This window comes from Pseudomonas sp. C7.1 (assembly GCF_056312395.1).
The window spans coordinates 3904579-3929727 of sequence record NZ_JBWDTL010000003.1; the positions used below are offsets into that span (position 1 = coordinate 3904579).

General features: G+C 59.1%; 17 protein-coding genes, 1 tRNA gene and 1 pseudogene. 11 read left to right on the top strand and 8 right to left on the bottom strand.

Going from position 1 to position 25149, the window contains the following annotated elements; genetic code table 11:
* Positions 1–44 precede the first annotated feature (44 nt).
* Positions 45–2942 carry an EAL domain-containing protein gene (locus AC0T4W_RS21650; RefSeq protein ID WP_476322680.1) on the top strand — a complete coding sequence of 966 codons (2898 nt, stop codon included), beginning with the start codon at positions 45–47 and terminating at the stop codon, positions 2940–2942.
* A gap of 124 nt (positions 2943–3066) precedes the next feature.
* On the opposite strand, the gene gabT is transcribed toward AC0T4W_RS21650, so the two are convergent.
* Both gabT and gabD read right to left on the bottom strand, forming a co-directional pair.
* The gene (gabT, locus tag AC0T4W_RS21655) at positions 3067–4347 is read right to left on the bottom strand and encodes a 4-aminobutyrate--2-oxoglutarate transaminase (protein ID WP_476322683.1); all 1281 of its coding nucleotides are present in this window, start codon (positions 4345–4347) and stop codon (positions 3067–3069) included.
* Positions 4348–4478: 131 nt separating this feature from the next.
* Positions 4479–5927: an NADP-dependent succinate-semialdehyde dehydrogenase gene (gabD, locus tag AC0T4W_RS21660; protein ID WP_476322686.1), complete on the bottom strand. Its 1449-nt coding sequence runs from the start codon at positions 5925–5927 to the stop codon at positions 4479–4481.
* A 347-nt stretch (positions 5928–6274) separates the two neighbouring features.
* On the opposite strand from gabD, the gene AC0T4W_RS21665 reads away from it, so the two are divergent.
* The 10 genes and pseudogenes from AC0T4W_RS21665 to AC0T4W_RS21710 all read left to right on the top strand — a co-directional run bounded on the left by AC0T4W_RS21665 (position 6275) and on the right by AC0T4W_RS21710 (position 17869).
* A tRNA-Arg gene (locus AC0T4W_RS21665) sits at positions 6275–6351 on the top strand.
* 830 nt (positions 6352–7181) lie between these two features.
* A complete protein-coding gene (locus AC0T4W_RS21670) occupies positions 7182–10073 on the top strand; it encodes an HsdM family class I SAM-dependent methyltransferase (protein ID WP_476322689.1) in 2892 nt (963 codons plus the stop codon).
* A complete protein-coding gene (locus AC0T4W_RS21675; RefSeq protein WP_476322691.1) occupies positions 10070–10837 on the top strand; it encodes a hypothetical protein in 768 nt (255 codons plus the stop codon). The genes AC0T4W_RS21670 and AC0T4W_RS21675 overlap by 4 nt, the downstream gene beginning before the upstream one ends.
* Before the next feature lie 590 nt (positions 10838–11427).
* Positions 11428–12948 (top strand): IS21 family transposase, encoded by a 1521-nt coding sequence (istA, locus tag AC0T4W_RS21680; RefSeq protein WP_476322694.1) that lies wholly within the window; start codon positions 11428–11430, stop codon positions 12946–12948.
* A gap of 16 nt (positions 12949–12964) precedes the next feature.
* Complete coding sequence (istB, locus tag AC0T4W_RS21685; RefSeq protein ID WP_476315508.1) at positions 12965–13720, top strand: IS21-like element helper ATPase IstB; 756 nt, start codon at positions 12965–12967, stop codon at positions 13718–13720.
* Positions 13721–14102: 382 nt separating this feature from the next.
* Positions 14103–15227: an alkene reductase gene (locus AC0T4W_RS21690; protein ID WP_476322697.1), complete on the top strand. Its 1125-nt coding sequence runs from the start codon at positions 14103–14105 to the stop codon at positions 15225–15227.
* A gap of 91 nt (positions 15228–15318) precedes the next feature.
* Positions 15319–15624: an ArsR/SmtB family transcription factor gene (locus AC0T4W_RS21695; protein WP_476322700.1), complete on the top strand. Its 306-nt coding sequence runs from the start codon at positions 15319–15321 to the stop codon at positions 15622–15624.
* A 198-nt stretch (positions 15625–15822) separates the two neighbouring features.
* Positions 15823–16053, top strand: a pseudogene (locus AC0T4W_RS21700) (TlpA family protein disulfide reductase); the annotation flags it as partial.
* A 156-nt stretch (positions 16054–16209) separates the two neighbouring features.
* The gene (gene pyp / locus AC0T4W_RS21705) at positions 16210–16587 is read left to right on the top strand and encodes a photoactive yellow protein (protein WP_476322703.1); all 378 of its coding nucleotides are present in this window, start codon (positions 16210–16212) and stop codon (positions 16585–16587) included.
* 10 nt (positions 16588–16597) lie between these two features.
* A complete protein-coding gene (locus AC0T4W_RS21710; RefSeq protein ID WP_476322706.1) occupies positions 16598–17869 on the top strand; it encodes an AMP-binding protein in 1272 nt (423 codons plus the stop codon).
* 133 nt (positions 17870–18002) lie between these two features.
* On the opposite strand, the gene AC0T4W_RS21715 is transcribed toward AC0T4W_RS21710, so the two are convergent.
* The 6 genes from AC0T4W_RS21715 to AC0T4W_RS21740 are packed head-to-tail and all read right to left on the bottom strand — an operon-like array spanning position 18003 to position 25145.
* Positions 18003–19130, bottom strand: coding sequence for a glycosyltransferase family 4 protein (locus tag AC0T4W_RS21715; protein ID WP_476322709.1), 1128 nt, complete (start codon positions 19128–19130; stop codon positions 18003–18005).
* The gene (locus AC0T4W_RS21720; RefSeq protein WP_476322712.1) at positions 19131–20267 is read right to left on the bottom strand and encodes a glycosyltransferase family 4 protein; all 1137 of its coding nucleotides are present in this window, start codon (positions 20265–20267) and stop codon (positions 19131–19133) included.
* Positions 20245–21642 (bottom strand): glycosyltransferase family 4 protein, encoded by a 1398-nt coding sequence (locus AC0T4W_RS21725; RefSeq protein WP_476322715.1) that lies wholly within the window; start codon positions 21640–21642, stop codon positions 20245–20247. Before AC0T4W_RS21725 ends, AC0T4W_RS21720 begins: the two co-directional genes overlap by 23 nt.
* Positions 21626–22909 (bottom strand): ABC transporter ATP-binding protein, encoded by a 1284-nt coding sequence (locus AC0T4W_RS21730; protein ID WP_476322718.1) that lies wholly within the window; start codon positions 22907–22909, stop codon positions 21626–21628. Before AC0T4W_RS21730 ends, AC0T4W_RS21725 begins: the two co-directional genes overlap by 17 nt.
* A complete protein-coding gene (locus AC0T4W_RS21735; protein WP_476322721.1) occupies positions 22909–23706 on the bottom strand; it encodes an ABC transporter permease in 798 nt (265 codons plus the stop codon). The genes AC0T4W_RS21730 and AC0T4W_RS21735 overlap by 1 nt, the downstream gene beginning before the upstream one ends.
* Positions 23706–25145, bottom strand: a complete 1440-nt coding sequence (locus AC0T4W_RS21740) for a mannose-1-phosphate guanylyltransferase/mannose-6-phosphate isomerase (RefSeq protein ID WP_476322724.1) — start codon at positions 25143–25145, stop codon at positions 23706–23708. The genes AC0T4W_RS21735 and AC0T4W_RS21740 overlap by 1 nt, the downstream gene beginning before the upstream one ends.
* Positions 25146–25149: the final 4 nt, after the last annotated feature.

Below are 25149 nucleotides of genomic sequence, written 5' to 3' on the forward strand. Positions count from 1 at the left end.
CACCCTGAGCCTTGGCGCACCTCGTAGTTTATTGAGGCGACAGGATGTTCCGTCTGCTCAACCTTTCACTGCTGGCTGTGCTGCTCTGCTTTGCACTGGGCAGCGCCCAGGTGCACGCCGAGCTGCCATTGCTGGCACTGAGCAGCGAGCAGCTCAAGCAACCGGTTGAGGTGCCCGCCAGCCTGGTGCTGGAAGACCCCAGTGGCAACCTGACTGCCGGCGAGGTGCAGCAGCGCATTGCCAGCGAGGGCAAGCTAGTTGATGGTGTGCCGCGCCTGGGTTACTCGGCCAGTGCCTGGTGGCTGGCGTTTCGCCTCGATGCGCCGGTGGCCGAACGCCTCGATCTGATCATCGACCGGCCCTTTCTCGACGACATCGAAGTCTGGCTGTATGACCGCGAACGGCTGATCGCGCCGTTCTACAGCGGCGACCACCGCGATTTTCTTCTGCGTGGCGCGCCATCGCCGCACTTTCTGCTTAACCTGCCGCGCCTCGGCGAAGGCCCGCACACCCTGTTGCTGCGGGTGCAAAGCGGCTCGGCGGTGAGTGTGCCGATGCAGCTGGTGGCGGCCGAGCAAAGCCCGCTGCTGCTGGCCGAGCACTGGATGCGCAGCGGCCTGCTGCTGGGTGCGTTGCTCAGCCTGACGCTGTTCTTTCTAGTGAAATACAGCGCCCTGCGCGAGACGCAGTTGGTGTGGTTCTGCCTGACAGTGGCCAGTGTGACGCTGTACAACGCTAGCCTGCATGGCGTTACCAGCCTGCTGGCACCGCAGTGGGTATGGCTGTCGACCCAGCTGGCCAACTTGGCCAACCCCGGCATGCTGATCTTCAGCAGCCTGTTTCTCGCCAGTGCGCTGAAGCTTGCGCTGGGCCGCGTGCGTCATCTGCGCAACGCGCTATTTGCCGTGACTCTGCTGGTGTGCGGCTGGACCATGCTCAGCTACGGTCACTTCCGCGCCTACCAGACGCTGAACGTGCTGATCCTGCTCAACGGAGCGTTCCAGCTGTTGCTGCTGATCCTCGGCGTGCGCCAGCGCCGGCCATACGCCATCGGCTACCTGCTGTGCTGGAGTTCGGCGCTGCTGCTGATGTTGCTGGTGCCGTTGGGGCGCAGCGGGGTGATTCCGCTGCCGCCGGGCTTCAATTACATGCATGCCTACCTGCCGGTGCTGAGCATGCTGCTGTTTGGCGGCATTCTTGATAAACAGCTGGAGCAGATTCGCCGTGCCCTGCTGCGTAGCAAAGCCCAGGCGCTGGGTAATCTGGAGCAATATCAGGCGCTGTTCAGCAGCAGTGGCGAGGGGATTTTCCGCTGTACCCGCAGTGGCACGTTGCTTGAGACCAACCCGAGTTTTGCCGCGCTGTTGGGGCTTGAGCAGGACAGTAGTGCGCCGTCCATGCAGCAGCTATTGGGCGCCGAGCAATGGGCCAAGCAGGTGGCGCAGCTGCATAACGAGCAGCCAGCGATCAGTCAGGAGTGCCAGGTTCACGGGCTCGATGGGCAAAGCCATTGGGTCTATCTATCACTGCACCTGCGGCCGACCCAGGATTGCATCGAAGGCATCGTGGTCGACCTCAGCGAGCGCCGCGCCCTGGAAGAGCGCCTGCAGTACCTGGCTGCCCATGATTCGCTGACCGGTCTGCTTAATCGCCGTGAGTTGGAGCGCCTGTTGCGCGAAAGCCTCAAGGGCCAGAACAAGCCGCGCTACAGCCATATGCTGTGCCTGGATCTGGATCAGTTCAAACAGGTTAATGACCTCTGCGGGCATTCGGCGGGTGATCAGCTGCTGCGCCAGCTGTCCAGCCACCTGCTGCATCACCTGCCACGGCATGCCGAACTGGCGCGCATCGGTGGCGACGAATTCGCCGTGCTACTGCGTGAAATCAATAACGAAGCAGCCCTGGAACATGCCGAAAGCCTGCGCCTCTGCGTCGAGCAATTCGTCTTCAATTGGCAGGGGCGGCCATTCCGCGTGCAGGTCAGCATCGGCATGCTGGAGCTGGACAGCGGCGTCAGCGACTGGGAAACCGCACTGAACTGGGCCGACAGCGCGAGCCAGCTGGCCAAACATCTGGGCCGTAACCGCGTGCAGCAGTTCAACCCGGCCGATGGTGTGTTGCTGGAGCATCAGCGCCAGCTGCAATGGATCACGCGCCTGCGTGAGGCCATCGAGCTGGGCCATTTCGAGTTGTTCTACCAGCCGGTAGTGGCGCTGCAGAACGCCAGCGATGGCCTGCGCTATGAAGTGCTGCTGCGTTACCGCGACCCGCACAGCGGCGAGTGGGTCAGCCCTGGGCAGTTCCTCGGCGCTGCCGAGCGCTATGGCTTTCTTGGGGCTATCGACCGCTGGGTGGTGATGCGCCTGCTGCAATGGCTGGCAGACAATCCGAGGCACGTACAGCAACTGGCCCAGGTGAACTTCAACCTGACCGCCACCTCGCTGCTTAACGCGCACTTCCACGAGATGCTCCACAGTGAGCTGCTGCGACACAACCTACCCGCGCACAAGCTGTGCATTGAAGTAACCGAAATGGTCGCCTTGGGCGAGCTGGGCGTGTCGTCGCAGTGGATCAAGCAACTGCGCAGCCTGGGCCTGAAAGTGGCGCTGGATGACTTCGGCAGCGGCTTCGCCTCCTACGCCTACCTGCGCCACCTGCCGCTGGATATCGTAAAAATCGACGGCAGCTTTATTCGCGGTCTGGAGAAAGACCCGATCAACCAGGCCATGGTCGGCTCGATGCAACAGATCGCCCGCCAGCTGGGCCTGAGCACCGTGGCCGAGTTCGTCGAAACCCAGACCACCCTGGACTGCGTGCGCGCCCTGGGGCTCGACTACGCCCAGGGTTACTGCATTGGCCATCCGCAACCGCTTGCCGGGCTGGCCGATGCCCGGCTGAGTGAGGCGGAATTAACCCGCTCGTCGGCGGGATCGACGCCCTGAACAACCGCTCCCAGATTGCATTCGGGCGAATAAGGCGACACAACACGTAAGCCAATAACGCTCGCCACATAATCCCGAGCAAAAGAAAACCCGCCGCAGCGGGTTTTCCATACAGCAGTTGCGCTTACGCCAGTTCGTCGAAGCACTCGGCGATGATCGCCAGGCCCTTATCCAACAAGGCATCTTCGGCGGTCAGCGGTACCAGCACGCGCAGCACGTTGCCATAGGTGCCGCACGACAGCAGGATCAGGCCCTTGTCGCGCGCCTTGGCCACTACAGCGGCGGTCAGTGCGGCGTTGGGCTTGTGCAGATCGCCGTCTTCGAACAGCTCCATGGCGATCATCGCACCGAGGGCGCGCACATCACCGATGGCCTTATGCTTGGCCTGGATGGCTTTGAGGCCAGTAACCAGGCGCTCGCCAACCGCTTTACAGCGATCCAGCAGCTGCTCTTCCTCGAACACTTGCATCACGGCCAGGGCAGCGGCGCAGGCAATCGGGCTACCGGCATAAGTGCCGCCCAAACCGCCAGGGGCGATGGCGTCCATGTATTCGGCCTTGCCGCACACACCGGCCACCGGGAAACCGCCGGCGATGGATTTGGCGAAGGTGGTCAGGTCGGCAGCAACACCCATCTGTTCCATGGCGAAGAAGGTGCCGGTACGACCAGCGCCGGTCTGCACTTCGTCGGCAATCAGCAGGATGCCGTGCTGATCACACAGGGCGCGCAGGCGCTGCATAAAGTCTTTCGGGGCGACGTAGAAACCACCCTCGCCCTGTACCGGCTCGATGATGATCGCTGCAATATCGCGCGGCTCGGCGTCGTTCTTGAAGATGCGCTCGATGCTGGCGATGGCGTCATCGGTGCTCACGCCGTGCAGTTCACACGGATATTGGGCGCGGAAGATGCCGCCGGGCATCAGGCCCATGCCGGCCGAGTACGGCACGACCTTGCCGGTCAGACCCAGAGTCATCATGGTGCGGCCGTGGTAGCCGCCGGTGAAGGCAATCACCCCGGCGCGGCCAGTGGCAGCACGGGCAATTTTCACGGCGTTTTCTACTGCTTCGGAGCCGGTGGTCACCAGCAGGGTCTTCTTGGCAAAGTCGCCCGGCACCTTGGCGTTAACCTTCTCGCACAGCTCGACGTAAGGCTCGTAGGCCAACACCTGGAAGCAAGTGTGGGTCAGCTTGGTCAGTTGCTCCTGCACCGCAGCAATCACTTTCGGATGCAGGTGGCCGGTGTTGAGCACCGCAATGCCGCCGGCGAAGTCGATAAACTCGCGACCTTCAACGTCGGTTACTGTGGCGTTTTTCGCCGATTCGGCGAAGATCGGGTGGATCTGGCCCACGCCGCGCGGAACGGCAGCGGTGCGGCGTTGCATCAAAGATTCGTTGGTCTTGCTCATGATGTCCTCATTCGCCGCTACTGGCGGCAAGCTGCACTAGCTACAAGGTAGGAGCCAGCTTGCTGGCGATCAGGGGCTGCCGGATCACCAGCAAGGACTAGGCGTCCCCGTGGCTCCTACGGGTCAATGTCTTAGATACCCAAACACAGGTACTTAATTTCCAAATAATCCTCAATACCGTACTTCGAGCCTTCGCGGCCCAGGCCCGAGGCTTTCACGCCGCCGAACGGTGCGACTTCATTGGAGATCAACCCGGTGTTGACGCCGACCATGCCGTATTCCAGGGCTTCCGCCACACGGAACACGCGACCCAGGTCACGGGCGTAGAAATACGAAGCCAGGCCGAACTCGGTGTCGTTGGACATGGCGATCACTTCGGCCTCGTCCTTGAAGCGGAACAGCGGCGCCAGCGGGCCAAAGGTTTCTTCCTTGGCCACGGCGGCATTCTTCGGCACGTCAACCAGAATGGTTGGCTCGAAGAAGCTGCCACCCAGCGCATGCGGCTTGCCGCCAGCGAGCAGGCGCGCGCCTTTGCTCAGGGCGTCGGCGATGTGTTCCTGAACCTTGGCCACAGCCTTGTCGTCGATCAGCGGGCCAGTGGTGGTGCCTTCATCCAGACCGTTGCCGATCTGCAGCTTGGCCACGGCGGCGACCAGCTTTTCGGCGAAGGCATCGTACACGCCGTCCTGAATATACAGACGGTTGGCGCAGACGCAGGTCTGGCCATTGTTGCGGTATTTGGAGATCAGCGCGCCTTCGACGGCCTTATCCAGATCGGCGTCGTCAAACACGATAAACGGCGCGTTGCCGCCCAGTTCCAGCGAGACCTTCTTGATGTCCTTGGCGCATTCGGCCATTAGCTGGCGACCGATTTCGGTGGAGCCGGTAAAGCTCAGCTTGCGCACGATGGGGTTGCTGGTCAGCTCGCTGCCGATATCGCCGGCTGATCCTGTGACCACGCTCAGCACGCCTTTCGGAATGCCGGCGCGCTCGGCCAGAGCAACCAGGGCCAGGGCGGAGAATGGCGTCTGCGAAGCCGGCTTGATCACCATGGTGCAACCGGCGGCCAGGGCCGGACCGGCTTTACGAGTGATCATCGCCGCCGGGAAGTTCCACGGGGTAATCGCGGCAGTCACGCCAATCGGCTGCTTGATCACGATCAGGCGCTTGTCCGGCTGGTGGCCCGGAATCACGTCGCCATACACGCGCTTGGCTTCTTCGGCGAACCACTCGATAAAGGAAGCGGCGTAGACAATCTCGCCCTTGGCTTCGGCCAGTGGCTTGCCCTGCTCCAGGGTCATCAGGCGGCCGAGGTCATCCTGGTTTTCGATCAGCAGTTCAAACCAGCGACGCAGCTTGTTCGAGCGCTCCTTGGCAGTCAGCGCACGCCAGGCCGGCAGCGCACGGTCAGCCGCTTCGATGGCGCGACGGGTTTCCGCAGCGCCCATCTTCGGCACCGTGCCGATGATTTCGCCGGTGGCCGGGTTGTTGACCTTGATGGTCTGGCCGCTGTCGGCGTCCAGCCAAGTGCCGTCGATATACGCCTGCTGACGGAACAGCTGGGTGTCTTTCAGTTGCATGGCAGTCTCCTTAATCCGACACCCTGGTATCGGCACGTGCGCTGGGTGCGCCGCCAAGCGGCGCGTATCGGTTCGGTGTGTGCACCCTTGCAGCTGATGTATGCCTCGCGGATGAACATTCACCGGGAATTGCACACATTTTCAGCAAGAGCGTTTGAAATCTCAAACGAATCCTAGGGTCGCGAAGGGCAAAGGGCAATAGTCTGTTCGAAAAAATTAACGGGATATTGAACGTATTCACCCGCCTTATATGGCTAGACAGCTAGTCGGCCGCTGCCGTGCAGAATTGCGAACAAGGCAGCAGCATGGACGCCCGCCAGCGACATGCGTATGATTGCGCCCGCGCTGCACCAGTAGCTCAGCTGGATAGAGTACTGCCCTCCGAAGGCAGGGGTCGTGGGTTCGAATCCCGCCTGGTGCGCCAAATAAATCAGCAGGTTACGCTGTTTCATCCCGGTAAATTTAGACACGGTGACAGCAGCGTGACTGCAGCAGTAACGAAAAGGCCCCGTTTGAGAGATCAAGCGGGGCCTTTTAAGTTGGCTCTCTCTAAGTTAACTATTGCAGTGGCCTAAACTGAGTTGTGATATCTCCGAATACGAGGGATTGATCATGAAAGCGATTCAGTTTTCACGGTGGGTTGTCTCGGTCAATGCATGCTGTGAGACAAGGGTCATTGATCCCAAAGGTCCTGTCGGTTGAAGGTTGCGGCGCAGCTGAGGCCTTTACGCGCGAGTGCCTGTTGAGTTCGAGGCTAGATTCTTTAGAGTCCGGCGTGGTAACCAAGTCATCGGTACTGCAATGGCAAAGCCTCTACAGTGAATTTAAAGGGCCGCAGTTACAGCGCATGCATACAGGACATCATATGGAGCTAAGCATCGTTTACAGTCCGGTGGAACTTCCACAGGATAATAAGATTTACTTAGGTGGATCAGTGCTTTACGCTGAGTTTCGACGCCATCTTGGTAAGACAGGGATGACCATCAATGACTTCGCTGCGTAGTACCTGTGCATTCGGCCCGCGCCTGTGCCGAACTATTCGAAGTCGGAGTGGCTTCTTGCACCTGCGCCATCACTCCTATCCTTCTTGGCGAGGCCGCTGACCGTGGCGTCAATAGTGCCCAGTTTTTGGGGGGGTTCGGTGTTATCCCTCGCGCGGATTCAACTAGGAGCGATATCTAGCAACTTGTCATGCCTCTTGGTACCTGGCGGTAGTCACGGTGCTGCTGAGCCTCATCAGGTCGGGGGGCTGCTGTGAGTACTCACATCGACTGGCTTATCGGAAAGCTCGGTTACTCCGGCGATGAGGGACTACTTCAGGGACCGTCAGATTTTTCCCGGGCGGTTGGTAGTGCTCATGCGTTGCACGCTGCTGTGGACGCGATCAAGCTGCAAGCCTGTTTCGGCGCATGGGAGCCTGGATTTGGTGACAGGGCCACCGGCCGATTCGTTCCCATTGTTTACCTCGCTCACGCCGATAGCGTCGAGGAAGCACGGCGACACCATCGATGGGTATGGAGTCAAGGTCTCGCACCGTGGCTCATAATTGCAGTCCAAAAGCGCTTCATTATCTGTCCTGGTTTTGATTTCGCGTCTGAAGGCGACTGGGCAAGACTCGTAGTTTTTACCGACGTCGATAATCTAGAGAAGATGAGTGCAGGCTCTGACCTCAAGGATTTCGCTGCAGTGCGCCTGCGATCATCGCTGCAATGGCGCGATTTCAGGCTGCAGTCGGCAGGTACAGTGGACAAGCGCTTGCTGCGAGGATTGGAGCATCTTCATAAACGCCTGGCCTCCGCAATCAAGGGCGGAGAGCTTCCTGCCGCGATCGTCAACCGACTGATCGGGCGCGTCCTATATACATTCCTCCTATTGGATCGAGGGGTTATGCCCAGCGAGTGGGCGCAAGGGCTGGTCGCAGTCGACGGCTCATTGCATGTCACCCGACCAGCAATCACTCTCGTCCAGTTTTGGGCGCTGCAGGATCGGATCGACGACATCTTCAACGGTGCAGTCTTTGTATTGGACTCCGATCAACGACTCAAAATCCGGCAAGAGCATCTTGATCTTGCGATCGATTACCTGCGCGGAGGCACAACGCTGCACAAGGGAGGTGAGCAGACTGAGCTCTTTGAAATTGACCTAACGGCGATCCAGATCGAGACACTCTCGGCGGTTTACGAGGAGTTCCTGAGGAGCGAGAGTCCCACTAGCGTGCGCAACGACGGTGTTGTCTACACACCACCGTTTCTCGTGGACTTCGTCGTCAATCGACTTGACGATGATCGTGAGTTCTCGAAGGACTCACGCGTTCTGGATCCCACTGCCGGATCCGGCGTCTTTCTTGTAGCTGCCTTCCGGCGGATCGTTGAGCGCGTTCTTGTCGAGCGTCGACTGCAACGTCTTCCCATGGAAGAATTGCGCCAGATCCTAGTGCAATGCATTTACGGAGTTGAGAAAGCTGCATCGGCAGCGGCAGTAGCTGCATTCAGCCTTTATTTAAATCTCCTTGAGTACGCGGATCCGGCCGAGTTGCAGGCCATCGTTACCGAGAGGCGGCGACCGAAGGTCTTCCCGCCTCTTATCGGTAAGAACATCTTGGTGGCAGACTTCTTCAGTGCGCCGAGACATTTTGAAGAGATCAAGTTCACATGCGTGGCAGGCAACCCGCCTTGGAAGCCACTAGGGAGGGTCACAACCTTCACTGTCGACAGCGATGACCCGGTCGATGGCCAAGAAGCGTCTGAGCATATAACGTGGTTGAGCTTAAGGCGCTATCTGGAGTCTGACGGCGTGCTGGGCCTCGTCATGCCGTCAAAGTCGATTTCGAGCCCTTCCGCGAAGACATTCCTAACTGCGCTGGGGCAGACATTCCATGTTCGGGCCATCGTCAATTTGTCGCAATGGCGTCGACATCTTTTCGAAAACGCGGAGCAGCCTGCTGCTTTGCTGTTCGTCTCTGCGCGTGCAGTTACATATGCGAGCCGGACAGCATTCTATTCGCCTGCTTTGTGGACTCAACCTTTCACGCCCAAGGCGATGTGGACGCTGGCGATCGACTGCTCCGACGTGCAATGGATGCCCAGCGCCCTCGTCTTTCGTGATCAGGGGCAGATCTTCGATGCTTACGCGCTTCGCCCCCTGGATCGCGCCGCAAAGAACAGACTACGCCAAGCCGTGTCACAAGGCACAGCGACCACATTCGGTGAATTGCTGGTGCAGTTGGGGCTGGTGTCGGCGGGAGGCAGTACGCCGGCAAGAACTCTTTTATGCGCCGACGAGATTTGCAGCATCAACGACTTCGCCAAATACGGTGAAGGATTCACAACGCTAGCGGGTCATCCCAAGCAATTATCTGAACAGAGGCTCAAAGCCTGCAGCGCACAACATCGCCAAAAGTTTCAGGGCGAGCGGTTGCTGGTCTCGCGAAGCCTGGCCCAGGCCTTGAAGGTCAGATTTCCTCTAGCAGTCAACTCGTCAATGAACGTGATCTACTGGAAAGACAACCCGGCCCATTTGACGCTCACTGAGCGCGCCACTGTGCTGTCCAAACTGGGTCGCTTCCTGATGAGCGACTTCGCACGTTTTCAATTCGCATTGTTCGGACAACTTTGGCAGGTGGATCGCACTCGCGTTGAGAGGCGCGACTTGAACGAGATTGCGGTGCCTCGACCGGAATACTTCCTGCAACCTGATGATGCCGCTGACACGCAGGACCTTATGGCAGCAATGCAAGTCCAGGACGTCGCAGCTGCCATGCAGGACTACCTTGACATGCGTCTTCAATTTGAAAATGGCCTCACGCCTGTCAATGCAAACAAACGTATTGACAAGGTACCTGACGACTACTTGGCGGTGTTGAGTGCCTCCTTGCACGGTAGCTTTGGCACGCTTTTCCTACGCTGTAGTTCGAGTTGCATTGGCGACTCTTCAGCTCGAGTCGTAATTGACATGACCGAGCCGCTGCCGAAGCCGCCAGCGGCCCACTTGACCGCGTTTCAGTTCCACGACTCAGCGCGTGTCATGTGGACTGAAGGTGGGCGACAAATACAAGTCTACAAGCCAGCTGGGCTCCTCAACTTTTCGCTTGACCGTGCGTATGGCGATGCACTGCGAGTTGCGAACCTTCTATTGGCTGCTCAATGACCCCCGGAAACTTCTCAGAAAAGCTTCATCGGTCCCTGATTGATGCGGGCTTTAATCCCTATCGCGCATCAGCGGTCGCAAGGTTCGTCACACAGTGCTACGACGTCCTTCTGTCAGCGCATCACGCCTTGGTGCAGCCCACTAGGTGGGGACAGTTCTGTGCAACACGCGGTGCTACAACCAAGCGAAAGCGGGCAACTGCAGCGCCAGCCAACATCTCCGAAACGGCCATTACAGCCCACCTCTCGATTGAAGCTCAGCGCTTACTACAAGAGCGTGGGGGAGCCAAAACACTGGTGCCGGGAATCAGTATTGCTTTTGTTATTGCCGACCACACTGCCCCCAGCGACATTGCTACTGGGTCGAGTTCCAAGCGTCCAGACCTTGTGTTCTTCCCCGCTAATCCAGCGCTGCAACTCCAATTCGCTATGGAAGCCAAGATCATTCGTTCGGCAACTGATATCGCAAATGATCTGCTTGGTGAGGCAGGCTTCGGATGCTTTGTCCGTGCAATGGATCCCTATGAGACCAATGGCGTCGTCGGTCTACTGGGTTACGTTGAGCCTGCGCAAACCATTTCCATGATGAACGAAACGGAAACTTGCATGAGGGCAGATGTGCGCTTCACACAAGTGAGTGCGCAAGACTTGATCGTGAACGCAAAAGGCCCCAACCACCGACCTCATACTGTCGTAGGGCACATAGCCAATGCTGGGCCAAAAGTGTGTATTGCCAACATGCTGGCGTTTGAGCTAACCACGTAGTCGTCACCCCAACTGCCAACTGGAGGGGCTTCGTTTCGTGAGCTTCGCGATGGGTGACGGATGCGCTGCGAGCAGGTACTGCAGCGTCTTGCCCACTTACATGGCGCATAGATTGGGCTGATCAAACCGGTCAGGTATTTTTCGATGTTCGCTTCCAGCGCCGATTCGTTAGCCTTGTTTACTATGCCGGCTTCCTTGTACCTGTCCCATCTTGCCGCGGCAGGCTAGCGTGGCATCAGGTGCAAATGTCTAACAATATCCAACCCACAGGATTTAGACATTCGCCGCCACCCACCTGTATTACCGCTAATCCGTTGATTTATATATAGTTACAGGCTAGAGCAGGGCTGGCTGACAACCAGCTGAATGTCTAATGGCTCGACTAATTTGCGGATTCCGCGCTGACTCGGACACCCATTCCACGCACATCCGGACAGTGATTCCACGCTGATCCGGACACCCATTCCACGAGCATCCGGACACTGATTCCACAGCCATCCGGACACTTTCTGGCAGGCAGCTACGCAGGATTTATTCACTACCATTGGCCTCTTTTTCGAAGCAGAGAGGTCGTCGTGGAGCGTTTATCCATGCGTAAAATCCGTGAAGTGTTGCGCCTCAAGTTCGATTGCGGGCTGTCTGTCCGTAAGATCTCCCGCAGTCTGGGCATAGGTCACAGCAGTGCCGGTGATTACCTTTGCCGATTCACGGCCTGCGGCCTCTCCTGGCCGCTCCCTACTGAGTTGTCCGACGCCGAGCTGGAGCGGCGCCTGTTCCCGCCACCGCCGGAGATCCCCTCTGAGCAACGACCAACTCCCGACTGGGCCTGGGTGCATGCCGAGCTGCGCCGACCAGGCGTGACCCTGGCGCTGCTCTGGCAGGAGTATCGGCTGGGCCAGCCACAGGGCTTCCAGTACAGCTGGTTCTGCGACCACTACCGGACCTGGCAGGGCAAACTGGATGTGGTGATGCGCCAGGAGCACCGCGTCGGCGAGAAGCTGTTCGTCGACTATGCCGGCCAGACGGTGCCGGTGATCGACCGGCACAGCGGCGAGATCCGTCAGGCGCAGGTGTTCGTCGCGGTGCTCGGTGCCTCCAGCTACACCTTCGCCGAGGCCACCTGGTCGCAGCAGTTGCCCGACTGGCTGGGCTCCCATGCCCGCTGCTTCGCCTTCCTCGGCGGGGTACCGGAGATCGTGGTGCCGGACAACCTGCGCAGTGCGGTGAGCAAGGCCCATCGCTACGAACCGGACATCAACCCCAGTTACCGCGATCTGGCCGAGCACTATGGTGTGGCGGTGGTGCCGGCGCGGGCCCGTAAGCCGCGCGACAAGGCCAAGGCCGAGGTCGGCGTGCAGGTGGTCGAGCGCTGGATCCTCGCCGCCTTGCGCCATCGCCAGTTCTTCTCCCTGGACGAACTCAACCGGGCCATCGCCGTGCTGCTGGAGCGACTCAACCAACGGCCGTTCAAGAAGCTACCGGGCTCCCGCCAGGCGGCTTTCGCCAGCCTGGATCGCCCGGCTCTGCGCCCGTTGCCGGAGCAGCCCTACGTCTATGCCGAGTGGAAGAAGGCGCGGGTGCATATCGACTACCACGTCGAGGTCGATGGGCATTACTACTCGGTGCCCTACCAGTTGGTGAAGAAGCAGCTGGAGGTGCGTCTGACGGCCCGCACCGTGGAGTGCTTCCACGCCAACCAGCGGGTGGCCAGCCACGTACGCTCCCTGCACAAAGGCCGGCACAGCACGCAGACCGAGCACATGCCCAAGAGCCATCGCGAGCATGCCGAGTGGACGCCTCAACGGCTGATCCGCTGGGCCGAGCAGACCGGCCCGAACACCGCCGGCGTAATCAGCCACATCCTCGAACGGCGCGTGCATCCGCAGCATGGCTACCGCGCTTGCCTGGGCATCCTGCGCCTGGGCAAGCACCACGGCGAAGAACGGCTGGAAGCCGCCTGCCAGCGCGCCCTAAGCCTCGGTGCCTGTAGCTACAAAAGCCTCGAATCGATTCTGCGCCAAGGCCTGGAAAACCTGCCGCTGGCTCAACAGAACCTACCCCTACTACCGGACGACCACGCCAACCTGCGCGGCCCCGGCTACTACCACTGAACAAAGGAATCCCACCATGCTGCCTCACCCGACCCTGGACAAGCTGCAAACCCTGCGCCTGCACGGCATGCTCAAAGCCCTCGCCGAGCAACTGAAAACACCCGACATCGACAGCCTGAGCTTCGAAGAACGCCTCGGCCTGTTGGTCGATCGCGAGCTGACCGAGCGCGACGACAAGCGCCTGAGCAGCCGCCTACGCCAGGCCCGGCTCAAGCACAACGCCTGCCTCGAAGACATCGACTACCGCGCCCCGCGCGGGCTGGACAAGGCGCTGATCCTGCAACTGCGCAGCGGCCAGTGGCTGCGCGACGGCCTCAACCTGATCATCGGCGGCCCCACCGGCGTCGGCAAAACCTGGCTGGCCTGCGCCCTGGCCCACCAGGCCTGCCGGGACGGCTGCAGCGTGCGCTATCTGCGCCTGCCACGGCTGCTGGAAGAACTGGGCCTGGCACATGGCGACGGCCGCTTCGTCAAGCTGATGAGCAGCTACGCCAAGACCGACCTGCTGATCCTCGATGACTGGGGCCTGGCACCGTTCACCACCGAACAGCGCCGCGACATGCTGGAGCTGCTGGACGACCGCTACGGCCAACGCTCAACCATCGTGACCAGTCAGATGCCGGTGGACAACTGGCACGAACTGATCGGCGATCCGACCCTGGCCGACGCCATCCTCGACCGCCTGGTGCACAACGCCTACCGGATCAACCTGAAGGGAGAGTCGATGCGCAGGCGGGCGAAGAAATTGACGACGCCGGGCACCTCAGACTAACAATGCATATCCTGCGTCGCTGCGCTCCGACTGCCTGTCCGGATGACCGTGGAACAGGTGTCCGGATCAGCGTGGGCTGAGTGTCCGAATGGCGTGGAATCCGCAACTAATTCGTCTAGAACTCCCTTTTCAGTCAAATGAGCGCTTTTTCCAACACCTTGAACCTACACCATTTTGACCACTGCAGTGCTCAATTTGGAATTGAGCACTGATACCTGAAATCTAGATATTTGCATTTATCGATATGGCGATTAGAATGCCGCCCCATCCATCATCTCGTGCCAGTCGGTTTGGCAGATAAATCCCCCGCTGGGGAGCCGCATCGAGGCGTGATGATCTTAACCTTGCATATCTATAATTCGCGATATATGGATTAAATCAAATGGCACATGAACCCCTCTTCACCCCCACTCAGCTTGGCCCTTACTGGCTGCGCAACCGCATCGTGTTGCCGCCCCTGACTCGCTCGCGCAGTTCTCAGCCGGGTAACATCGCTAATGACCTGATGGCCACTTATTACGGCCAGCGCGCGGGTGCCGGTTTTATGGTCACGGAGGGCACGCAGATCGAGCCACGCGGTCAGGGCTATGCCTGGACACCGGGTATTTATAGCCCCGAGCAAATCGAAGGCTGGAAGAAAGTCACCACGGCGGTGCATGCCGAAGGCGGGGTTATTTTTGCCCAACTTTGGCACGTGGGTCGGGTATCCCACACCTCGCTGCAACCACATGGCGGTGAGCCGGTGGGGCCGTCCGCGCTGCCGGCGCGTAACGTTAAAGTCTTCATTGAAACCGCACCCGGTGCGGGGGCTTTAGCAGAGCCGTCCACCCCGAGGGCTTTATCCACCGCTGAGGTTAAAGAGTTGGTGCGGCTTTATGCGCAGGCGGCGCGTAATGCCCTTGAAGCGGGCTTTGATGGCGTGGAGCTGCACTGCGCCAATGGGTATCTGGTCAATCAGTTCATCTCGGCACACAGCAATGTGCGTACGGATGAATATGGCGGCTCCTTGCCGAATCGCTTGCGCTTTCTCGCTGAAATAACCCAAGCCGTTGCCGATGTGGTGGGGGCCGATCGCTTGGGTGTGCGTTTTGCCCCCTTGTTCGTCAGCACTGACGAAGAGCGCGTGTACCTGGGCCTGGTGGAAGAGAACCCGCACGAGACCTACATCGAGGCGATCAAGGTGCTGGAGGCGGTCGGCATTGCTTATCTGTCATTGGCCGAAGCGGACTGGGACGCTGCCCCGGAGTTACCAGAAACCTTCCGCCGTGCGGTTCGGGAAACCTTCAGTGGCCGCATCCTGTATGCGGGAAAGTACACCCCACAACGGGCTGAGGCAGCGATCACGGCAGGCTGGGCTGATCTGGTTGCATTCGGTCGGCCCTTTATTGCCAACCCCGACCTTCCCGAGCGAATTGCCAACGACTGGCCGCTGAACGAGGTTGATGCAACGAGCATGTATGGCGGCACTGAGCGCGGGTACAGCGACTACCCGGCTTACCAGGGCTAAGTAACCCCGCTGCGCGCGCTCGGTGAGAGGGCGTGCAGCGGGTCAAGTCGCAATCTGGTAGAGTCGCGAAAAATCACTGTATGCCGTGCCCATGAGCATTGACGTTACCGAAGCGCTTAAGGCGTTGGACAATCCAACCCGCCTAGCCATCCTCAACTTGCTGAAGAACCCGCGAGAAAACTTCCCCGAACAGGAAGCCAATCCCGAGCAATTTGGCGTGTGCGTGAGCATCATTCAGGAACGCGTTGGGCTCTCGCAGTCCACTGTCTCCAACTACCTGGCGGCCCTGCAGCGCGCCCAACTGGTCAGCTCACAGCGCATTGGCCCTTGGACGTACTACAAGCGCAATGAGGCCAGTATTGCGCAGCTACTCAAGGCGCTCGAAGCGGTTATCTGACAAGGCAGGCGCGTAGCGTGTCACGCCCTCAGCCGCTTGGTCTTTTCCGGCCGTTGTAACGCGCCTTTGGGGCTGTTGTTTACGACCTGACTCCTTAGCTTGTGCGAGTAATCTCGCCATGCGGTATTGGTATTGGTGCGCAGTCCCCAAGGCTGGTCCTGTACATACAGCGGGCAACCGAGGCAGTCGTGCACGGGCAACCAAGGTGAAGGACCAACTGTGGTCAATCAGTACCTGGCAGCCGCTGGCCTGAACCTGGATAACCTACTCTTCGACAGCAACAGCCGCCTTGGCCAGCATGTCGGTTCGACAGCCTTACCGAGCACGCTATTCTATGACGCGGAAGGTCGTCAGGTTGGCAGTCAACTGGGCGAGTTCTCGAAGGCCAGCCTGGCCCATGCGCTGCAAGTGCTGCAGCACGAGAACTGACTGGGTTGCATGTGCGCTAGGTGCGCACAGCGAACATGCGGTTTCCGCCCACGGACCTATGCATGCGAAAACGGCTCATAAATAGCTTTGCATGACTTGTACAAATATAGCATGCTGTACAACATAATCGCTGCATAGCCCTAGAGGTAACACGTCATGGAATTAGTCAGTTTCGGTTCGAACGACATTGAAAACACCCTCTCCAAGATGACCGCCGGGCAACTCGACAAGGTGGCGTTTGGTGCCATTCAGCTCGATGCCTCCGGCAAAATCCTGCAGTACAACGCTGCTGAAGGTGACATCACCGGCCGTAAGCCGAGCGAGGTAATTGGCAAAAGCTTTTTCCGTGATGTGGCGCCTTGCACCAACCGCCCCGAGTTCCAGGGCCGTTTCGCCGAAGGCGTAAAAAGTGGCAGCCTCAACACGATGTTCGAATATGTATTCGACTACCAAATGAAGCCCACCAAAGTAAAAGTGCACATGAAGAAGGCCCTGACCGGCGACACCTATTGGGTTTTCGTCAAGCGCCTGTGATTCACTGGCCATGGCTCAGCAACTTGACGGGGTCAGCTTGAACGGACCTGAGCTAGATCAGGCCAGCATTCTGCCCGTGATTGTTTCACTACTCGCTGAAGAGCTAAAATCCCTGCGTCACCTGTCCGCACACCAGACAGGTAGCCAGGGCTGGGATTCGTCGACTCTGCTCGGTGAGGCGCACGGCATTGTTGAGCCTGAGCGGCAGCCGATTGCCATAGGCGCAGACTCCCTGGAGCTGCTTAGCCTGGCTACTCGTGTTGCCACCTTCTTCAGCATCTATGACAGCGGTCTTGAAGACTACCTGCTGCGCTTCAAGACCCTTGGTGAGTGGGCAGAGCTGGTTGTTAACGCCCGCGAGCGCGGCTCCAAGAACCTCACCTTTGCCACATCCGGCAGCACCGGCACCCCCAAACAATGCCTGCAGCAGTGGGATGCCCTGGTCAACGAGGCCGGTTTTTTTGCCGAATACCTTGGTCCGGGCGCCGAGCAGCCGGCGCAGCGCATTATCGCGCTCAGCCCGTGCCACCATATTTATGGCTTTATCTTTAGCGTACTGCTGCCCCTGCGGCTGCAACTGCCGGTTATACGTGGCCCGCAGGCAATGGCACTGATCAACCAGCGCAAGCTGCAGGCGGGCGATGTGCTGATCGGTTTTCCGTTTATCTGGGGTCAACTGAGTCGCCAGGGCGTCAGCTTTGCGCCGGGGGTTACTGCCATTACCTCCACCGGCCCCTGTGACCCCGGCATCATTCGCCAACTGCAACAGCAGGGCATCGAATGCATGATCGAGGTATACGGCTCAAGTGAGACCGCCGGGATCGGCCTGCGCAGCGACCCCGAGGCGCCTTTCAAACTGCTGCCGCGCTGGCAGCGCGGCAGTCACGGAGACACCCTGAGCGAAGGCGTCAGCGGCGTTGACTATCCGCTGAACGACCAACTGCAGTGGCTGGATCAGCGCTATTTCCGCCCCCTAGGCCGTCGCGACAAAGCGGTGCAGGTCGGCGGAATCAATGTGTTCCCCGCCAGCATTAGCGAGCGCCTGCAGAGCTTGCCCGAGGTTACCGCAGCGGCTGTTCGGCTGATGTCCCCCGCTGAAGGCGAGCGCCTGAAAGCCTTTATCGTGCCCGCCGAAGGCCAGGATGACAGCGCAGCCCTTGCGGCACTTCTGCAGGTATGGTGCGCGGCCAATCTGACAGCGCCGGAGCGGCCCAAAGCCTTCACCTTCAGTACAACACTGCCGCACAACGCATTGGGCAAGGACAGCGACTGGCCCATATAGGACAGCGTCTCATTGGGTTGCCCACCACGCCCATGCATCAGATGCAGACCTACCGTGCAACGGAAAGTGAGTAGTCAGCGGTAAGCAATTGCTAGTTTTTCGTCGTCGAAATAGCCGCGCGAAAGATTGCTAGCTAAGTCGGTGATTGTTTGCTTTCTAGCAGCTCACGGTATAGCGCAGCTGTCTGCTGTCCCATGCGTTCGGCAGTAAACAGTTGTTCATAGCGCCGCTCGGCCTGTTGGCCCATCTGCTGCGCCAATGCGGGGTTTTCCCACAGCGTGCGCATGGCCTCGCGGAAGGCCCACGGGTCGCTCGGCGGCACTACCAAGCCGGTCTGGTTATGAATGTTGATATAGCTGGTGCCGGTGCCTATCTCGCTAGAGATCATCGGCTTGCCATACATTGCGCCTTCCAGCAGGGAGATGCCGAACGCCTCGGAGCGCAGATGCGAGGGAAAGACGATGGCGCTACACAGCTGTAACAAAGCCACCTTGTCTTCATCGCCCACACGCCCGACAAAATGCACATGGACCAAGCCTAAGGCCAGCGCTTGCGCACGTAACTCCAACTCCAGGGGGCCTGCACCGACAATCACCACCGGATACGGTGTGCCTTGTAAGGCCTCGAGCAGAATATGCAGGCCTTTGTAATAGCGCATCACTCCAACGAACAGGAAAAAGCGCTCGCCGAAACGCTGTCGCCACTGCGCGCTGCATTGCGCAGAGGGTGCCGGGTAGGCTGCCTTCTCCAGGCCGTAGGGGATGACCGAGGTCTTGTCACGGTAATGCGTCAGCACATCGCTGGTCGCCAGGTAGTTTGGCGAGGCCGCCACTATGCGGTCGGCGCTATTTAGAAAGCGGTTCATCAGCGGACGGTAGAGCTTGAGCAAGTGCTTCTGGCGAATGATGTCCGAGTGATAGGTGACCACCGTCGGTTTCTTGATCCGTGCAGCAAAATGCAGCACGTCCATATAGGGCCAGGGGAAGTGATAGTTAATCACGTCGGCTTCGGCGGCCAACGCCTTCAGGCGACCCAATACGCTGTAGGAAAACCCGGTGGAGGCCAGTTGCAGATCCAGCTTGGCCCGATGCACATGGTGATCGGCGAGCATCAGGTCACGCGGCTCCGGGTTGGCGCTCAGCGTCAGCACATGGCTCTCGATACCGTGGGCAATACCGCTCTGGCAGATCTGATAGATCACTTGTTCGATACCGCCTACGGTTTCCGGCAAGTATGTCTTGAAGACGTGCAGAATCCGCATTCAGTGCTCCAGCGCCTGCCGATAGGCGGCAGTAGTGATAGTTGCGCAGCGTTTCCAGGAGAACTGCTGCGCCTGTTGTAAACCCATTGTCCGGTGCCGTTGCCACTCTGCGTCATCCTCGATGAAACGGATAATCGCCTCGCTCCAGCCCTGGTCATCGCCCGCCTCTAGATAGATGCCGGCGGGGCCGGCCACCTCGGGCAAGGCCGCTTGCGGCGACAGCAGCACCGGCACGCCACTGGCCATTGCCTCCAGCACAGGCAGGCCGAAACCTTCGTAGAGTGACGGGAACAGCAGCAAACGCGCGCCGGCCAGCAGTTCGGCCAATGCCTGGTCACTCTGGTAGCCGAGCAGGCGCACATAGCCGCTGGCCAACGCCGTTTGCAACTCGGCGGCGAAACAGTCGCTGCGCCAGCCTGCCATGCCAGCGATCAGCAAGGGAAAACGTGTGCGCAGGGCCTTGGGCAGCAAGGCATGGGCACGCAGCGCCTGAACCAGATTCTTGCGCGGCTCCAGGGTGCCGACGCACAACAAATAGCCGCCTGGCTCAAGCCCTAACGCGGACAAACAGCCCTGCAACTGCTCCGGCTGGCGGGGATGGAAGCGCGACGCGTAGCCCAAAGGTGCGACTCTCACGCGTTCGGCTGCTACGCCGTAATACCGGCAAATTTCATCCGCGACGAACTGCGAGTCCGCCAAAATGCACCCCGCCCGTTCAATCGCCGGCCCGATGCGCCGTTCGATTTCGGCCAGGCGGTCACGCGGCTGGGTTTGCGGATAGTGCACATGGGTCAGGTCATGCAGGGTCATGACCATAGGCCCGGCGAACTCGAATGGCCACAGGCTCGGCTCATGATAAAGATCGGCACCATTACAGCCGCGGCTAAAGCGCTGCTGCTCGATCAGCCGGCGCAAAGCATAGGCATTCGGCACCCAGCGCTTGATCAGTCCACTCGCTCGGGGATAGCCCGGTAGTGCGGCGGCGGGTAACTCAAGCTGCCAGCTCCAGCCATTGAATAGTTCCAGCTCCAGATCCGGATCGACCGCCAGCGCCTGAACCAGCTCGACCAGATACTGGCCGATGCCGGTGCGTGGCGCGCGCAGGATGCTGGCGTTAAGGACGACCGAAGTCGGCATAAGCTTTCGTGCCGGCGCGCTTTTCCAACTGTCTCTCAGTTTGCCCTTGAACGCGGCCAATCAACTGCATGGCGGAGTCACACCAAGACAGCCAAGACCAGTTATCTAAGCTAAGAGGTGCAGGAAACTGACCATTGGCCTCGAACCGACGCACCAGTCGGCACAAAGACTCTGGTTCAGACAGGCCAAAATAAGCCATGGTGTCACCACCGATCTCACGAAATACTGGAATATCACTGGCCATTGCCGGCAGACCGCGCTGCATGGCTTCCACCAGCGGCAAGCCGAAGCCCTCGACATAGGACGGAAAGACCAGTGCCCGGGAATGGCTATAGCAATATTCGAGCTCGCGATCGCTGAGATCGTTGAACATAAACAAGCGCTTGTTCAGTTGCGGATGTTGCTTGATTCGCTCGATCAATTTTTCGGTCTTCCAACCTATTTTGCCAACAAAGCACAACGCCACATCACTGCCTTCATCCCACAAGAGCTCAAACGCATTAAGCAAATAGGCGTGATTTTTCCGTGGCTCGATAGTGCTGACCATCAGGTAAACCGAATGCGCTGCGCACATGCGTTGTATATCTTGACGCACAACAGCACCAGGGTGTGCTTGATCAAGCTCGCTCCCTAGATGGAAATGATCGAACCAACGCTGCTCCGCCATATCACGCCCCAGACGCCACTGCACTTCGCTGCGTACCTGATCACTGATGGTCTGTGAGATAGCAATGAAGCCGTCGGCGGTGCGTGCAATCCAGTCGAACCATTGCTCGAAGACGCGCACCAAACCCTCATCACAAAATTGCGGATGGGTCAGCGGAATCAGGTCATAGATAACCGAGACAATACCGATGCCTTCTTCTTGCAGCCGCTCGGCGACTGGGAAGAAGTCGGCATGCCAAGACGAATCCAGTAATACCAGCACGTCACCCGGCCGGGGCTCCATCTCAAATGCACGCGATTTGTCTACATAGCTCAGCGATACTACAGCCAGTAACTTTTGCGGTAGCGCCAAACAAAAGCTGAGGGCCTTGCAGTTCAAGCGCAAGAAAAATCGCAGCACTGGCGAATGATGAAACGGCCACTTGCGCTCACGCTGCCCGTAGGCCAACCAGATGCGATTGCGCAGGCGACCCAGCCGGTCATGCTGACGCGACAACCAAGTCTGCGCGCGCGCGCGCACATCTTGCCCCGCAAGCGGGCTAAGCTGGGTCACGCTATAAACCTTGTCATTTTTAAGAATGACCGGAATACATTCGGCAGAGCCATCTAACGTATTCAGATTGTTGACAATATTGCGCACGACCCGCTGAATACCGGAGTTGTCCTGCGGATGCTCGTAGACGTAGGTACATTCAATCAGGAAGCGCATGGTTTTCTTTCGAGCCTTTGGTTATTTGAGGCATTGCCGAAGGCGACGTACGCTCGATCAATACGTGCGAATCCAGCCAGGCGCAGCCGACAAAGTCCGGCTGGCGGATATTGATGACATGGAATACCAGGGCGAAATCGCGCCACTCATAGTTGGTATCCAGGTGCGAATCAAGACGTGACAGCGATAAGGCGATGGAATAATTGCCCTTACCCAGACGCGCAGGAAACTCGAAGCGGTAAGTCACCTGTTCACCCGCCCTAAGATTTTCCAGCGGCTTATTCAGGCGATGGGTATTGATGCCATAAATGGCCTGCCCCATGCGGTCCTTGATCATAAAGCCCAGCACCAGGCGTGGGATATCGGCCTTGATATCAACGACCACCTGCAGCGTAACCGTGCTACCGACGGAGACAACTTCGATACGCTGCCCTTGTTCATTGATCAAGGCCACATCAGCAAAACCTGCCTCGCCGGTACCGGAGATGGTGCGGATCTGACCGCCTGCCAGGCGCTCCTGACGCACCGTTTGTTGCTCCTTTTCTGCCAACATGGCGCTGTAGAAATCCATCACCTCCTCGGGCGTGCCTTCCAGCGCCAACTGGCCACCGACCAACAGGATTGCGCGGTCGCAGAGGGACTGAATGGCCTGGCGGTCATGGGAAACAATCAGCAGTGTGGTGCCCGCTTTGCGGAACTCGCGGATGCGGTCGAAGCTCTTGTGTTGGAAATAGGCGTCGCCCACCGACAGTGCTTCATCGACGATCAACACATCCGGACGGCGCGCCGTCGCCACGCTAAAGGCCAGGCGCATCTGCATGCCGCTGGAGTAAGTGCGCACCGGATGGTCGATATATTCACCGATCTCGGCGAAGGCTTCGATCTCGGGCATCAGCGCATGCAGTTCCTCCATGCTAAGGCCCAGTAATTGACCCGCCATAAAGACGTTTTGCCGGCCGCTGAAATCCGGGTGAAAACCCATGCCCAGTTCGAGCAGCGCGGCGACACGGCCTTCGATCTGGATATGCCCGGCATTGGGCTGAGTGGTGCCAGTGATCATTTTCAGCAGCGTGCTCTTGCCCGCGCCGTTGACCCCGATAATACCCAGCGCCTCGCCGGGGTAAACATGAAAGGACACGTCCTGCAGCACCCAGTGCAGCTGGTGCCGCGGCCGCGAAAAGGGGATCAGCCATTCGGCCAGGCGCGACCAGCGCGTGGGGTACTTTTTGTAGGCCTTGCCCAGCTGGCTAACGCGAATACTGCCCATCAGAGTTCGTCCACCATTTCACCGGAGCGTTTGCGGAACAGGCGCATACCCAGTAGGCACAGTGCTGCCGCGAGCAGCGCAGTCGGCCAAAGCGCAGACCAGTCAGGCCATTGGCCATAGACAAAAATCCCCTGGTACGCAGAGATCAGCGGCACCATCGGGTTCATCGCGATCCAGGGTTGAATCTCTTCGGGGAGAACCGACAACGGATAGACGATGGGGGTAAACCAGAACCAGAATTGCAGAAAAATCCCGGTGAATTGCCCAACGTCGCGAAAGAACACATTGAGCACGCCGAGGATAATGCCCAGGCCAATGGAGAAGGCGATCTGAATCAGCAGCACCGGAATCACGCCGAGAATGGCCCAGCCGGGAAAGTTTTGAGTTACCAATAGAAAGCCGAGAAACAGCGCGAAGATGATCGCGAAGTTGACCCCGGCATTCAGCACCACGATTAGCGGCAGGCAGATCCGCGGGAAGCTGAGTTTCTTGATCAGGTTGGCGTGTTCAAGAAACACCGACTGGCTACGTCCGATCACCTCGGCGAAAAAGCCCCAGGCGAGAATCCCCGCGCACAGATAAATACCGTAGGCCAGACTGTTATCCACGCCGGGCAGGCGGGCTTTCATCAATTGGGAGAAGATCACCGTGTAGACGATGATCATCGACAGCGGATTGAGGATGGTCCAGGTCGCGCCCAGCAACGAGTTACGGTAGCGCGTCTGAAACTCACGCTTGACGCTGCCCAGCACGAATCCGCGATAATTCCACACCGCGCGCGCCATACCGATGGCCACTACAGAGCCCTACCGTATTGATCTTCGAAGCGGACAATATCGTCCTCGCCCAGGTACTCGCCGCTCTGCACTTCGATCATAACCAGATCGATCACCCCCGGATTCTCCAGGCGATGTTTATGCCCGGCCGGGATATAGGTGGATTCGTTGCTGTTGACCAGGCGGGCACCCTCACCATTGGTGACCTTGGCCATCCCCTGCACCACGACCCAATGCTCGCTACGATGATGGTGCATCTGCAGCGACAGAGCGGCATTCGGTTTGACGACGATCCGCTTGATCTTGAAACGTGGCCCTTCCTCTAGCACCGTATAGGTACCCCAGGGTCGGCTCACCGTACGGTGCAGACGGTAAGCATCGTGGTTGCTGTCTTTCAGGCGCTTGACCACCTGACGCACATCTTGGGCGCGATCAACATGCGCTACCAGAATAGCGTCGGCGGTATCGATGACGATCAGGTCGTCTACCCCGACGGCGGCCACCAGACGGCCATCGCTCTGTACGAAGGTATTGCGGCTGTCGATAAAGATCGCCTCGCCCGTCGCCCGATTGTTCTGCGCATCCGGCTCGACCAGATCGCTCATGGCTCCCCAGGAACCGATATCACTCCAGCCGAAGGCGCCAGGCACCACTGCGACCTTGGTTGAGCGCTCCATAAGTGCATAGTCGATGGAAATATCCGGCAGGGCCGCGAAGTGCTTGGCATTCAGTTCCTGTTGCATCACCGCGCCCAGATCCTGGGCTGGGCTTGCGCTCACACAGGCAGCGGCCAGTTCGAGCAGCTCGGGGGCATGGGTTGCGAGCTCCTCTAGCAGCGTACTGGCGGTGAAGCAGAACATCCCCGAGTTCCACAGAAAGGTGCCGCTGGCCAGGTAGCGCTCGGCTGTCTCTTGGTCGGGCTTCTCGACGAAACGTTCGACTAGAGCAGCGCCATCCTGACCCAGAGCTGTGCCCACCTCGATATAACCAAAGCCGGTCTCGGGTGCCGTAGGACGAATACCGAAGGTCACCAGATAACCATCCGCCGCCAGCGCGGACGCCTGTGTAACCGCCGCCATAAACGCCTCAGCATCTTGGATCAGATGGTCGGCCGGCATCACCACCATCATCACCTCATCACCGTAGCGCTCACGCATCACCAGCGCCGCCGCCGCTATGGCAGGGGCAGTGTTGCGCCCCAAAGGCTCGAGAATAAAGTGCGCGTGGAGGCTGGGGAGCTTGGCAGCAAGAAAATGATCTTTGCTTTGAAAGTAATAGTCGCGGTTGGTCACCGTGACTATTTCACCACCCTGTGCGACCAATTCGGCAGCCCGGCGATAGGTCTTTTGCAGCAGCGACTCACCATCGGGTAACTGCATAAAGGGCTTGGGTTGCCCTTCGCGGGAGACCGGCCACAAACGGGTTCCGGCGCCGCCGGAGAGGATCACGGGAACTAGCATGGAC